The organism is Carnobacterium funditum DSM 5970, assembly GCF_000744185.1.
GTDB classification, from domain to species: domain Bacteria; phylum Bacillota; class Bacilli; order Lactobacillales; family Carnobacteriaceae; genus Carnobacterium_A; species Carnobacterium_A funditum.
Window position 1 is genome coordinate 1792491 of record NZ_JQLL01000001.1, and the last position, 13079, is coordinate 1805569.

Here is a 13079-nt window from a genome sequence, read left to right on the forward strand (position 1 = left end):
TTTTAAATGCCACTATTCGTTTGCTTTCTTTCTCTAAAATATCACTAGCGAAAGTAAAAGAAGAATCAACGTTTTAAGTTGCTAATAATTCAACATACTGTGTTTTTATATTTTTTTAATATTTAATGATGGAAATCCTTCTTGCAATAAAGAATGGTTTATTATGATTCGTTCGTTTCTATCTGAAAATGGATGACTCCTCTTAAATTGTATGCGAGTATCTAAAATAGCTAGTAACTTATCTTCATTCGTTTTAGCATGTAACAGTCGATAGCTTAAATTATCTCCTAATTGAGAGCTTAACATAGTCATTTCTAAAGGAGAAGATGGCTGAACTTCGGCACCTATAAACAGGTTCCCGTTCTTTTTAAAGTGGCCTTTCTCGTGTTTTGGGGGTGGGGGCAGTTGAATCACCATGAATCTCTTTAATGATTTTAACAGAAAATTGATCTTAGTTTATTAAATGATTGATCAGGTGTTCAAAAGCTGTCTTAAGATGTTCAATCTCGTGAAATTCTCTTACTGTTGTGCCTGAAATTGTCAGTAAATCTCTGTTTATAATAATAGAAACGGTAGCAGGTAAAGAAATGGGTATTGCCTTCAATTTGTGTTGAATTATAGGGTAAGCGTACTAAAGCATCTTCAAATAAGCACTAATAAAAGCATTCAAATTTCGCTTCTCCTCCTTAAAGGTCTATCTAACAAAAAAGAATACTCTCTTGTAGATAGAAGAGAGTATATTTTTTAATGATCCAATAAATGCTGGTACCTTTAAGGTTAGCAATTTTCTAATCAATACTGTATATTTTATATAGTATTAATTTATTTCTGGAAAAAATGTTAATGTTAAGAAATGGGGAATAGTTATGATAGAGTTTAAGTACGATACACAATTGCTGATAGAAGGGCAAGATTTATCTGAAGAGAGTATTAAAAATCATATAAATTATAATTTTGAAGGTGATTGCTTACTTGTTGTTGGAGACTCTGATTTAATAAAGTTACACTTTCACACAAATAAACCTTGGGAGATTATAGAATATTGTTCATCTTTGGGTGAAATATTTGATATCGTTATTGAAGATATGAGCAGGCAAGAAAAAGGTCTACGTGGTTAATAAAACACCGATAAAAAAAGTTAGATATTTTTATCTATCCCCCAAAAAGATGCAATAGGTAAACTTGGTTTTAGAATTATTAGTAATCTTAGAAAATTCAGTTCGTACAAAGTGTCATTTACAAGTAGGGCTTAAGGGCATAAAAAAATTAATAGATAAACACAAGAGATAAACACGGTTAAAACAACGTTTATTCCTTGTGTTTTTTATATGTTCAAATATAAGGTTTAATTTGTACAACCGTTTAATTGAAGCAATCCATTTTTTTCAGAGTTCGGTGTGGTGCTATCGTATTCAGCTTTTTATCAGCGTACCATTCGTTGGATATAGATTCCTTCAGTTTAGAGTTGAAGCTGAATTCTTTATGACCCCCAACGATTGTACTTCTTAAAATGATTGAGTTATCTTCCGTAAGACAACTTGCGTGCACTAAGGAAGTAAAATCATACTGACCTCTTATTTTGTCTACAATAGGTTCGAAGTACTCGTTAGGAATTTTTTTCAGGAGGTTCAAATAAAGTTAGCCGAAATTCTTTATTTGACTCAATCTTTCCGCAACGTATAGAAATTTACCTGACGGGTTAATTATTATAATGACTTCTAAAGATTTGCAAACAAATTTTATTAATTTTTGTGTTTGAAGAGGTTGGGCAACCTTTCATTTGCTAACTAATGTAATTATATCGTAAGTCTATTTTTAAAATTGATATAGGCGATGAGAGGGAGGTAAGTAGGTATATAAAAAATTAAAACGTCCTTAAAAAACCTTATTCATTAAGTTTTTTTAAAAAATCTATATTTTAAAAAGCAAACACATTTTTCTGCTTCTGTTAGGCTACCCTTACTTTTATTTCCACTAAAAGTTTGCGTTAAAAAAAAGCTTAACTTTTATTTAACTATGAAGCTTTACGGTGTTAATTTATTTTTCCCACAATAAGTTGACAATTGTCAACATTGATGTTAGATTAAATAGGCTTTATGGCAAAACGTAATCGTTACGTTTTAGGAAATATGAAATGAGGAATTTAATTATGGCAAAAAAAAGTAAAATTGAAAAACACAAACGCCAACAAGCAACTGTTGCAAAATATGCTGCTATTCGAAAAGAATTAAAAGCAGCTGGTGATTATGCCGCTTTACGAAAACTGCCTCGTGATGCTTCTCCAACCCGTTTGCATCACCGTGATGCTGTAGATGGACGGCCAAGAGGTTATATGAGTAAGTTTGGTGTGTCAAGAATTACGTTCAGAAATTTAGCTCATGCTGGACTTATTCCTGGTGTGAAAAAAGCCAGTTGGTAAGATAGTCGTTTTTTTAGGAAGTCATTAAATGAATACGAAAGTTCTTGTAGCCATTATCGAGGGTTTTTAGATGTGGGCATAGATCATAACTTTGTTTTAGATATAAAAGAGGAAATATTCCAGATGAATAATGGTTGCTTATGTTGTAGTATGAGGATTGATTTTGTTGATAGGTTGCATGCAATTGTAATTGTAAAGCAGGAACAAAATCTTACCGTTGATAGAATTGTTATTAAAACAACTAGTTTAATAAATCCTGCTTCTATTGCTCAAACTTTTATACGTACCTCTTTTTACAAGAGTCTTTTTATCTAAATAGTTTACTCTCAGTTGTTGGTGCCAAAAATACTTTATAGTAGCTTTCACAATATGAAGAAGCAGTAGATCAAGTAGGTTTTTTAGATAAATGACTAGTTTCCAAAACTGAATTAGTTGATGAGACACTTTTAAATAGTTTGAAAATAACTCAATATATTGATCTAGAGCATGTTCAATTTAATGATGGTTTTAATTGAAACTTGTTTAATGTTAACAATGAAAATGTCGGAGATTTTTCAGAAAATAGAGAAAAGTACCACCAACATTTAGAATAGATAACTACATTCATTTTATATGAAAACGAGTCTCTTGGTAAGGTGTAACTAGATATATGGATGAAAAAATTAATTATGACGTATGTAATAATTCTGTTGTGCTATAAAGGTATTCTTTCAATAGCCGGAGTTGAAAAGCAAGTGATCTTTCAAGGTGTAAATAGGGCTTTTAAAACGGAGCCTGGTTTGTTCTGGGGTGATAAACAAAAAAGTTCTTCCCTAGTCTTTATTGGCAAACGATTACCTGTTAAATTTTTAACCGATTCATTCAAAAAAAGTATTACTTCATAAAACTATCAGAGAAATAATGGTTAAATTAATCAAAATAGTAGCTAATAAAATTAAGCATAATATGAGGAGGCTATGAGATGCCTGAAAAGCAAGAGTTATCAAGTGCTAGACGAAGAATGAAAAGTCCAAATATAAAAACAAAGAAACGTGCTTTAAAATTTATCCTAGATGTAAAAAGAAGAAAAAAAGGGATCAGATAAAGGGTTTAGACTAAATTAAAAGATACCCTCAGCCCAGATCAGAGATAAGATACTCACTGAAAGTTAAATTTTTATATTCTAATAGACATTAGTTATTCGGCTGTAAAAAAATTGAATAATATTAGTTTTATTACTACTAACTACCATAAAGCAACTAGTAAATAATATTTAAAAGGTAGTAAAAAAACTTTTGAAAAAAAAGAAATTGAAGAATAAAGATTTTTTCTATGTTTTATTATTTAATAATCGATGTATCATTAAAAGACGTGTATGTTATATAAATAAGGAAATTCACAAAATGTAACAGGTAAAATCTAGAGAATAGTTTATTATAATCTCTACATAAAAAAATAGGAGTTGAAGAATACGATGAAAAAAAATAACCGATTATTCATACCGGTATTAGGAATAGCAATGTTCCTTTTACTAAGTGCTTGTGGAAATACAGATTCTGAAGTAGAAGAAAATAATAATGAAGAAAAAACAAAATTAAAAGTTGTGACAACTTTTTATCCAATGTATGATTTTACAAAAAATATTGTACAAGATAATGCAGAAGTTTCAATGTTGATTCCAGCGGGGACAGAGCCACATGGTTTTGAACCGAGCGCAAAAGTTGTTGCTGCTATTCAAGAGGCGGATGTTTTTATTTATAATAGTGAAGAAATGGAAACTTGGGTACCTAGTACACTTGAAGCGATTGATACAAAAAAAGTAACCGTTATAAATGCAAGTGAAGGAATTGAATTTATAAAAAACACAGAAATTGAGGAGCATGCTGAAGAAGGAAACGAGCATGCTGAAGAAGGAAACGAACATGCTGAAGAAGAACACGAGCATGCTATAGATCCTCATGTATGGCTGGATCCAGTCTTAGCACAAGCTGAAGTAAACAATATCCAAACAGGATTGGCAAAAGCAGATAAAGAGAATGCTGTCATCTATAAAGAAAATGCTTCAGAGTATAATCAAAAATTAATGAATTTAGATCAAGAGTTTAAAGCAACTTTTGAAAATGCTGAGAATAGGACGTTTATTACACAGCATGCTGCTTTTGCTTATTTGGCTGAACGGTATAATTTAACTCAAATTTCAATATCTGGTCTATCACCTGAGTTAGAACCAAGCCCAGCTAAATTAGCTGAATTATCAAAATATGCTGAAAAAAATAATGTTCGCTACATTTATTTTGAAAATAATGCTTCTTCAAAAATAGCAGAAACGTTAGCAAGCGAAGCCAACCTAGAGTTAGCCGTTTTAGATCCAGCTGCAGGTGTCTCACAAAAAGAACAAGATGCTGGAACAGACTATGTTCAAGTTATGAAAAACAATCTTGAATCATTGAAAAAAAGTATCCAATAATAGAATTAAAACTTAGCTTTTTGCGTTAACTGCACCTATTTTTTTTATTTAGAGTGTAGTTAAAGTGAAGAGTTTTTTTGTTAACCTGAGATATCTTATAAGTAATAACAACGTAAATTAGATAATTTAATACGCGAAGGTAAGAACAAAGAAAATGAAGTGAATAGCTTGAAATCAGAATTAAATACTTTGAGTACAGATGTAAAAGAAACAAAAGATTTAGAGTTAAAGAATAGTAGCGAAAATATAGCGACTTAAATTACAGCATTAGAAAAATTAAAATAGACGGTTATAGCTCTTAAAAAAAACCAAGAGATTCCTGCAGGATAATTTATTGTAGGAACGGATATTGAAGCAGGAAGATAGAGAATTAAACCAGTTAATGGATAAAGAAATTATTTTATCAATGGTGGTGGAAATGTAAATATATTCTTAGGTAATAGTAAATAGGAGTTATCTGGGTATGTTCTTAATTTAAAAAATGACCCCTTATATTATCATTTTTAGACCCCTGCAAGTTATACAAAAATAACAGTATAACTTGCAGAGGTCTAAATAATGCTCTCGATTAGATAGTTAAGATTTTTTTTCTAGCTTTCCTATAATCGGTTGAGACACCTTTTGGGAAAAGAAAGAAATAAGTGGTCCGGCGAAGAAACCAGTGATAATAGTGGAGATTCCGACTGGTCCAGCAAGTAAGTAGGCTCCTAGGACTACGAGAAGGTCCTGCCCTACTCTAACAGGCGTGTACTTCCAATCTGTTCGATCAATTATGAGTGGTGTTATCGCATCATAAGGGGAAACGCCCAACTCTGTATCCATGTATAACGCTACACCGAGAGTGAAAATCATGATGGCGATAACCGTAATGATGAGACGGACTACTAAATTTATTTCCTCTATGTTAAAGAAGGTTCCAAACAGATTACCGAAAAAACTTACTTGGTATCCCACCAAAACCATGTTATAAATGGTTCCCCATCCAATCAGTGATCGTTTCATGAAAAATACGATCACTAAGATGATAAGATTTAGACCGAGCTGATAGTTTCCTAAACTAAATCCTAATAAAGATGAGGCACCTCTGTTTATTGCAGTAAATGGATCTAACCCCATATCCATGGCTTCGCTAAGAGCAGCACCAAAGCTGATAAAGGTAATTCCGATAATTGATGCTAGTGATCGTAAAATAAAATCTTTCCAATTAATTGACATAACTTCCTCCATTTTTCAGAATTTGAACGACTGATGGAATAATTTCTTTAAATACGCTTTATCCATACATGGTTATTCTTAGTCAGTAATTCTTCGGCTTCAAACGGACCAAATGTATTTGCTCGATAATTTGGGAAAGTTGGCTCTGGCATTTCCTCCCAAACGGAGAGAATGCTATCCGTGATGCGCCACTGCTCTTTGATTTCTTCAAAAGTTGGGAAATTGGTTCGAACTCCAGCTAAAGCATCATGAATCATATTTTCATATGGGTAAGCAATGTATTTATCTTCGAATGTCTCTTTATCAGGACCGATAAAGGTAGTCAGTGGTTCATATTTATTATTTGGCATTTTCTGATTTAAGACTAGGGACAATCCTTGTGCAGGTTCGGCCATAAAGGTTAGACGTGTGGGCACATCGGAATCAATTGCATCGGTTGGCTTCAATAAAATATCGATTGCGGTGTAGTCTTCTATTAAAGCTTTTCCTGTCCGCAAGTAGAATGGGACGCCTTCCCACCGGGGTACATTAATAGTAAGCTCTATTGCTACATACGTATCCGTGTTGCTGTCGCTTGGCACATCTTCTTCATTGCGATAACTTTCGAACTTTCCTTCGCTGTCCGCTTTGTATTGTCCGCGAACGACTTTTTTTTCGACCTGTTCTTTGCTAAATGTTGGTATGTTCTGCAAAACCTTTAATTTATTGGCATGAATCGACTCGGTTGTTAATTCATCCGGCAACTCCATAGCTACTAAGGACAAGATTTGCAATAAATGGTTCTGGAACATATCTAGCAATACCCCAGCTTTATCATAGTAACTGCCTCGTGTCCCAATAGATAAGTTTTCTGGAAGAGAAATCTGGATATTTTCGATGAACTGATTGTTCCAAATCCCTTCAATAAGAGGATTGAAAAACCGTACAGCCAAGATGTTTTGGATGAAATCCATTCCAGGGAAATGATCCATGAAATAAATGTTTTCTTCATTGAACACTTCCAAAAATAGTTGATGGTATTCTTTTGCAGTCTCTAAACTGTCTCCCACTGGTTTTTCTATGATCACTCGATGATTTCCTTTTAATTCAGTGATTTGTGCTTCTTTAATATTTGTTGTCGTTTCATCATATAGTTCAGGTGCGATGGAGTAATAATAGGTATACTCCTCAGGTGTTTCAAACTCTTTCGATAGTAATTCTATTTTTTTTCGTAGCTCTTTTAAGTCTTCAAGATTGGTATTGTCTGTAGTCAAGTAACGACAACGTTCTAGGAATGTTTCGTCGAGCTTTTCAAAGTTCGGTCCGTTCTCAACAGATTCTCTTACATATTCTTGGAACTCTTCATCCGCCATTTTTGTACGTGCGACGCCTATTAGGGCGAAGTTTTCTGAAAGTAATCCCCGTTGATACAATTGGTGTAAAGCAGGGAATAACATGCGGCTAGTTAAGTCACCTGTGGCACCGAATAAGACCATTAAACCGCCACTTTGTTTTTTTGACATTTTGGTATCATCCTTTCCTGTAGTTTTTTATTTAATAAAGTAATCTATCCATCATTCTTGTCATTCGGATGAATAAGGCTGATACGTAAACAATAACATATATTGTTTGACTAGTCAGGAACGACGCTCAGTTCAGGTTTTGTTAGGGACACAATTGCTTTTAAGTGAGGAGCTTTTCGCTGCTGTAAATCTGATTATTTTTTTAATAGGTCATTAAATAGCGGCCAACGAGTATGACTTATCACAGTTAAGACAAATTCATAAAGTCATTCAAACAATTATTTGAATAGGGTAAAGTTTTTTTACTTTATCCTTTTTTTGATTTCTTCCTTTAGGTTTGTCATAATAAATAAAGAAAATGATTTTATAGCTGGATGCTAAGAGGTATCAAAAATTTGAATGTCACTTTTTTTATCAGTGAAATTTTTTATAGGCTCTTTACTGGTTGCTTAAGTAAATTAAACTAATTGAATTCAAATAAATTCAGGTAATGCCAATAAAAGTAAGTCAAAGGTCATTTGATTTTAAAACGTAACTTGAAGAGGTAAAGTTAAATAGATAGCAATCCATTGTGTATACTTAGAATGTAATAATTTTTGAAAAAAAGTAAGCTAGTAGTTAGCTTACCAGTCAAGTAATGGCGTAGGAGCCAGACGATAGACTTACGTGAAAATATCTTGAAAGTTTTCGAAGCCCCAAAAAAGGATGAATTGAGTATAGATATTGTTAAGATAAATGATAGGATAGTATTTAAAAGCCTCGAAACTTGATGGTAAAGAAACGTGTTAAGTGGAGTGGGGTGAAAAGACAGAAAGGTCAATTTGATTTTTAAGGACAGGATTCAAATTTTTACTATTTCAGAAAATAAAAGGAGTGAAATCATTCGTGGGTGCTGTACTTACACAAGCTATTAGTTTTGTATTGGTTATTCTAGCAGCTTACCTTTTTAAAGTTGGTAGAATATTAGAAGTAAAAGACGGAGGTACCATTTCCAAAATCATTTTAAATGTAACTTTGCCGGCAACGATTATTATCGGTTTTAATTCGGTTGAATTAAATAGTATTTTACTCATTATGATATCGTTGGGATTATTAACCAATATTGTTTTGATTGCTATCGGAGGATTTATTTGGCGCAAAAGAAAAACGGCTGATCAAGCATTGATGATCTTCAGTCAAGCTGGGTATAATATTGGGAATTTCACGATTCCATTTGTACAAGGGTTCTTTCCAGAAGCTATTCCTTTTATTGGAAGTTTTGATACCGGAAACGCGTTGATGGTTTTTGGGGGGACTCCTATGTTAGCAGACAAAATAACCGGCCAAAATCGCGGTACAAGAGGGACAAAGGAAGTTGTTTTCCAACTTTTTCGTTCACCAACTTTTACAACGTATATTATTATGATTCTACTAGCAGTAATTAACGTTACTATTCCAGAAAATGTTCTTTCTATCGTTGAACTATTTGCTAGTGGTAACGCCTTTTTGTCCATGTTTATGATCGGCCTTTATTTAGAAGTTACTATTTCGCGGAGCGATTTAAAAAAAGTAGCACAGCTTCTTTTTACGCGTTACACTTTAGGTATTTTATTTGCGCTAGCCTCTTACTTTTTGTTGCCTTTACCAGAAATTGTTCGACTATCTTTGGTTCTTTTGGCACTCGCACCAATTGCTACGGTTTCTACTATTAATATGGTGGTTTACGGTAACAAAGAATCTCTTTCTGGATTTTTATCTTCCAGCAGTATTATTCTTTCATTACTATTTATGACAGCTGCACTTGCTTTAATTATGTGAGGAATCGATAGAATGACTAATGGGATAAAACCTTTGTATCAAAATCAGTTATCTTTCATTTGATGATAGGTGTAATCCACTGTTAACCTTAATCAAAAAAACGTTTCGTTTCGTATTTTTATTGCGTCTTAACCTAAATAAAAAGTCGCTATGATAAGTGTAATGATTAAATAATTCTAATAAATTCCGCTAATTTGTTTTTATACTTTATGTTGATCCCACTGGTTAAAAAGACTAAGCTTAAAAAATAAAAGGACACAGTAGTTTACATGCTCGCAATTATTCGTTGTGAATGTCGAACAGACGGTTAAATAGTGCCTGTCTGTCTTATCTATATTTTTTTACTGAATTTTTTTCTTAATTGATAAAGTTTAATAATTGTTTATTAAATTCTTCCGGGTGAGTTTCCATTGAACAATGAGCTGCACCGTTAATTACGTCTACTTTTACTCTTGGAATCATTTCTTTGAGTTCTGCGTATTGTTCTTTAGGAACCCACGTATCATTCTCTCCAGCAATAAAAAGAATAGGGACGTTATTATTTTTAAGTTTCTCAATCGGTTTACTTTTAGCTGTTTTAAGAAAGTCAGGTATAAAACTAGGAGTTTCACTCAGTTGTAATGCGTTAAGGTATCCTTCGACTTCTTCTTTAGAAGGTTCTCTACCATATGCTGAGGAAAGAAAATTTTCTATTCTTCCACTGGTGAGTACAAAGTTACTGTACACAACATCTATGGCCCTTTTGATTGGAGCATAATAAATTAAATCTGGAACTGTCGAAGGGTTGTTATCAAATAGAGCTCCTGATACTAAAATAAGCTTATCCGTCTCTTCTGATCGACTCATTGCCATAGCTGAAACGGTTCCACCACCCATAGAATGTCCTACTAAAGTCCAATCTAATTTTTTCGTCTCTTCTTCTAAAGACAAATCGATAGTATCCAATAAATTCCATAGAATTTTACTTCTAGCATCTTGACTATGATCTATACCTGAGCCTTTATCACTATATCCGAATCCAGGTAAATCAACAGTTATTACGAGATAACCTTCATCTTGTAAGTCTTGAACGTTGTTTCTCCATGAGAAAGTAGACCCTCCAAGACCATGAACCAGTAATATTTTTCCTTTTGGTTCACTTGTTATAGGCTGATAAAAACGATAATGAATGTTGATATTTTTTACAGTTTCGAAGCTACTTTCCACAAATGGCTTTTCATTAATTGAATCAGATGTTTTAACAGTAATTAAATAAGGTAAAACGCTTACTAGTATAAAAGCAATTAAGACAAATAAAACAAGTCTCTTACTCCACTTTTTCATGATGATCCTCCTCATATGTTCTCAAAATAGTAGTTAGTTTTATCCTATTGGACTTAATAGAAACTAGAGGTTTTATCTGTTAATTCTTAATAAATATAGCACACTTCTCAAAAAAGATAGTGGAAAACGTATGTAAAACAGTATCGCTAAAAATTTGAGGAATTGTAAAAGTAATTCTCCATAAGCTTTATCTGCTCTATATCTTTTCTGATACTTTTTAAGGCTGAGCGATAGAGGGAAATGTCCACGTATGGGTGTCTTTAGTAGCCAGTCATATACTAATGTCAGTAGCAAGGTATCTAACTAAAATAATTGATTTCAAATCAATAGTGCATCCGAAATTAGTCTATTACACACCTAGACTATGAGGGGAGACTGGATCATCATTTTTGGAAATTTTTCTTGTTTGATACATCTTATTTGATAAAGTCCATATAATGGTGTAAAAGAAAAGGGCGCTTCTTGAAAGCCTCTTTACGGTACAATGTTTTTAACGACAAAAAATGTACCAAGGAGGCAATTATATGATACAAGTACATTTTACATTGGAGATGAAAGAAATACAAAGCTTGCTCGAAAAAATTGACGCTATTTGAGTTAGGTCTACCTGTTTAATTGTATCCGCTCATGTTACAATTAGGAGTTGATAATGATGATTTTATGTAGAACCGATGCCAAGAGGTTTTCGTCTAGTGATAAAAAGTGGAGGTGTAAGAGAATGAATAAACAATGGACTATTGGTACGATTAAAGAATTTGTTGAAAAGAATTCAGATAGTAAGTTGCTAACGACAGAGTACCATGGTTTTTCTCAAAAATTACTATTTAAATGTGCATGTGGTAATAACTTTGAAAAAACATTTACAAAGTTTAAAAATAAAAAGCAACGCAAGTGTGAAGCTTGCCAACCTCTAAAAGAGTCACGCTAAACGTATAGTGAATAAAGAAATACCGACTTTTCTTAAAGAAAAGTCGGTATTTCTTTTTATATATAGAGGATTTAGTTAATAGAAGCCTACAAGATTAAAACAATAAAACAATAAAAAGGAGCAATTTTAATCCTAAACAACTAGTTTTATTAGAATGAGTTATAACGCATACATTTTTGTTAAAAATGAATAGCAATAACAACGGATCAAAAACTACTTTAAAAAGCGACGAATCCATTTTAATTTACTGTCAGTGTAAGGTGGGAAAATAAAAGGAGCTTCTAATCTTTTAGAGGATAGGATGCTTCGCTCGTGTGAAAAAGTGTTGAAGCTGTATTTCCCGTGATAAGAGCCCGTTCCAGAATTTAAGACTCCACCAAAAGGCAAATTAGGAGATACCAGGTGAAAAATCGTATTATTGATAGTGACACCACCGGAACTGGTTTTAGGGATAATTTTATTTTGTAAGTTCTTATCTTTAGAAAAAATATAGAGAGCCAAGGGTTTAGACCGCTTATTTATTTGCACTATCGTTTTGTCCAAGTCATGAAAGCTAATGATGGGCAATAGCGGACCAAATAGTTCATCTTTCATAAAAGGAGAAGTCCAATCCGAATCAAGTAAGGTCGGCTCAATATATCGATCGTCTAGATCAACGTATCCGCCAAACACAATTTCATCTTTAGAGTCTTCTAGAATAGTGTTTAAGCGAGTAGCGTGTTTTTTATTAACAATCCTTGTGAAATCAGGGCTATTTTGCACATTGGTCCCATAGAACTGTTGAATAACTTTTTGGCATTCCTCAATAAAAGGCTGTTTGAGTTCTTCATGAATAAGGACATAATCCGGTGCCACACAAGTCTGTGCAGCATTAAGTAGTTTCCCATAAAGAATTCTTTTAGCAGCTTGTTGAATATCAGCATCCTGTAAGACAAGTGTAGGACTTTTTCCACCTAGTTCCAGTGTCACTGGGGTTAAATGTTCAGCAGCGGCTTTCATGACTTCTTTTCCGACGGTTTTAAAATAATGGTATTTCCTGCAGAAATTGCTCCAATTAAAGGCTCAATCAACAATTGAAAGGGATAATTAAACGGACCAATGATTAATACGGTTCCATAAGGTTCATAATGCCGTTTGCTTTTTGAGGGAAAGAGAAAAAAAGGAGTGGACACTTTCTTATCTTTAGCCCATTCAGGAATTTTTTTCTTGGTTTCTCTAATGCTGTTTAAAACAAAGCCTATTTCTGTTACGTAAGTTTCTACAGGATTTTTCCCCAAATCTTTTTGCAAAGCAGCAGTAATGTGTTGTTCATATTTAAGAATACCTTTTTTTAAGTTTTCTAGTTGTTTTATACGAAAAGAATAATTTTTGGTGTTGGGCCAATGTTTTTGTCACGTTTAGTTGATCTTCCATTAAATATCCTCCACAATTTTATTAGAATCGATTAGT

14 protein-coding genes are annotated in these 13079 nt (G+C 33.0%); 8 read left to right on the forward strand and 6 right to left on the reverse strand.

Annotation, left to right across the window (positions count from 1 at the left end; all coding sequences use genetic code 11):
* Positions 1-105 precede the first annotated feature (105 nt).
* Positions 106-312 (reverse strand): hypothetical protein, encoded by a 207-nt coding sequence (locus BR44_RS11725; RefSeq protein WP_211249871.1) that lies wholly within the window; start codon positions 310-312, stop codon positions 106-108.
* 554 nt (positions 313-866) lie between these two features.
* On the opposite strand from BR44_RS11725, the gene BR44_RS08435 reads away from it, so the two are divergent.
* From BR44_RS08435 to BR44_RS08455, 6 genes are all read left to right on the forward strand, one after another.
* A complete protein-coding gene (locus tag BR44_RS08435) occupies positions 867-1118 on the forward strand; it encodes a dihydroxyacetone kinase (RefSeq protein WP_034551847.1) in 252 nt (83 codons plus the stop codon).
* Positions 1119-2149: 1031 nt separating this feature from the next.
* Positions 2150-2419 carry a 30S ribosomal protein S14 gene (gene rpsN, locus BR44_RS08440; RefSeq protein WP_034551849.1) on the forward strand — a complete coding sequence of 90 codons (270 nt, stop codon included), beginning with the start codon at positions 2150-2152 and terminating at the stop codon, positions 2417-2419.
* Positions 2420-2491: 72 nt separating this feature from the next.
* Positions 2492-2734, forward strand: coding sequence for a GTP-binding protein (locus BR44_RS12200; RefSeq protein WP_084676123.1), 243 nt, complete (start codon positions 2492-2494; stop codon positions 2732-2734).
* A gap of 338 nt (positions 2735-3072) precedes the next feature.
* Entirely contained in the window at positions 3073-3303 is a 231-nt protein-coding gene (locus BR44_RS08450) for a GTP-binding protein (RefSeq protein WP_034551851.1), read from the forward strand.
* Positions 3304-3380: 77 nt separating this feature from the next.
* The gene (locus tag BR44_RS11660; RefSeq protein ID WP_169740201.1) at positions 3381-3503 is read left to right on the forward strand and encodes a putative metal homeostasis protein; all 123 of its coding nucleotides are present in this window, start codon (positions 3381-3383) and stop codon (positions 3501-3503) included.
* Between the two features lie 369 nt (positions 3504-3872).
* Complete coding sequence (locus BR44_RS08455; RefSeq protein ID WP_034551853.1) at positions 3873-4865, forward strand: metal ABC transporter substrate-binding protein; 993 nt, start codon at positions 3873-3875, stop codon at positions 4863-4865.
* Between the two features lie 576 nt (positions 4866-5441).
* Here the strand turns inward: BR44_RS08455 and BR44_RS08460 are convergent.
* Together BR44_RS08460 and zwf are read right to left on the reverse strand one after the other, a co-directional pair.
* The gene (locus tag BR44_RS08460; RefSeq protein ID WP_034551854.1) at positions 5442-6080 is read right to left on the reverse strand and encodes a YczE/YyaS/YitT family protein; all 639 of its coding nucleotides are present in this window, start codon (positions 6078-6080) and stop codon (positions 5442-5444) included.
* Between the two features lie 47 nt (positions 6081-6127).
* A complete protein-coding gene (gene zwf, locus BR44_RS08465) occupies positions 6128-7582 on the reverse strand; it encodes a glucose-6-phosphate dehydrogenase (protein WP_034551855.1) in 1455 nt (484 codons plus the stop codon).
* Positions 7583-8467: 885 nt separating this feature from the next.
* On the opposite strand from zwf, the gene BR44_RS08470 reads away from it, so the two are divergent.
* A complete protein-coding gene (locus BR44_RS08470) occupies positions 8468-9379 on the forward strand; it encodes an AEC family transporter (protein ID WP_034551857.1) in 912 nt (303 codons plus the stop codon).
* A gap of 357 nt (positions 9380-9736) precedes the next feature.
* Here BR44_RS08470 and BR44_RS08475 read toward each other — a convergent pair whose 3' ends face one another.
* Positions 9737-10702, reverse strand: coding sequence for an alpha/beta fold hydrolase (locus tag BR44_RS08475; RefSeq protein ID WP_034551859.1), 966 nt, complete (start codon positions 10700-10702; stop codon positions 9737-9739).
* Positions 10703-11420: 718 nt separating this feature from the next.
* Between BR44_RS08475 and BR44_RS08480 the strand changes: the two genes are divergently transcribed.
* Positions 11421-11630: a hypothetical protein gene (locus tag BR44_RS08480; RefSeq protein ID WP_034553168.1), complete on the forward strand. Its 210-nt coding sequence runs from the start codon at positions 11421-11423 to the stop codon at positions 11628-11630.
* Positions 11631-11843: 213 nt separating this feature from the next.
* Here the strand turns inward: BR44_RS08480 and BR44_RS08485 are convergent, their stop codons facing one another.
* Together BR44_RS08485 and BR44_RS11925 are read right to left on the reverse strand one after the other, a co-directional pair.
* Complete coding sequence (locus BR44_RS08485; protein WP_051912635.1) at positions 11844-12629, reverse strand: aldehyde dehydrogenase family protein; 786 nt, start codon at positions 12627-12629, stop codon at positions 11844-11846.
* Entirely contained in the window at positions 12626-12982 is a 357-nt protein-coding gene (locus BR44_RS11925) for an aldehyde dehydrogenase family protein (protein WP_342668087.1), read from the reverse strand. Before BR44_RS11925 ends, BR44_RS08485 begins: the two co-directional genes overlap by 4 nt.
* Positions 12983-13079 lie beyond the last annotated feature (97 nt).

What these genes read in the sequence shown, in the direction of transcription:
- BR44_RS08455 (WP_034551853.1), top strand. Translation starts at nt 3,873, where the DNA reads ATGAAAAAAAATAACCGATTATTCATACCGGTATTAGGAATAGCAATG.
- zwf (WP_034551855.1), bottom strand. Translation starts at nt 7,582, where the DNA reads ATGTCAAAAAAACAAAGTGGCGGTTTAATGGTCTTATTCGGTGCCACA.
- BR44_RS11725 (WP_211249871.1), bottom strand. Translation starts at nt 312, where the DNA reads ATGACTATGTTAAGCTCTCAATTAGGAGATAATTTAAGCTATCGACTG.
- BR44_RS08435 (WP_034551847.1), top strand. Translation starts at nt 867, where the DNA reads ATGATAGAGTTTAAGTACGATACACAATTGCTGATAGAAGGGCAAGAT.
- rpsN (WP_034551849.1), top strand. Translation starts at nt 2,150, where the DNA reads ATGGCAAAAAAAAGTAAAATTGAAAAACACAAACGCCAACAAGCAACT.
- BR44_RS08485 (WP_051912635.1), bottom strand. Translation starts at nt 12,629, where the DNA reads ATGAAAGCCGCTGCTGAACATTTAACCCCAGTGACACTGGAACTAGGT.
- BR44_RS08450 (WP_034551851.1), top strand. Translation starts at nt 3,073, where the DNA reads ATGAAAAAATTAATTATGACGTATGTAATAATTCTGTTGTGCTATAAA.
- BR44_RS08460 (WP_034551854.1), bottom strand. Translation starts at nt 6,080, where the DNA reads ATGTCAATTAATTGGAAAGATTTTATTTTACGATCACTAGCATCAATT.
- BR44_RS08475 (WP_034551859.1), bottom strand. Translation starts at nt 10,702, where the DNA reads ATGAAAAAGTGGAGTAAGAGACTTGTTTTATTTGTCTTAATTGCTTTT.
- BR44_RS11660 (WP_169740201.1), top strand. Translation starts at nt 3,381, where the DNA reads ATGCCTGAAAAGCAAGAGTTATCAAGTGCTAGACGAAGAATGAAAAGT.
- BR44_RS08480 (WP_034553168.1), top strand. Translation starts at nt 11,421, where the DNA reads ATGAATAAACAATGGACTATTGGTACGATTAAAGAATTTGTTGAAAAG.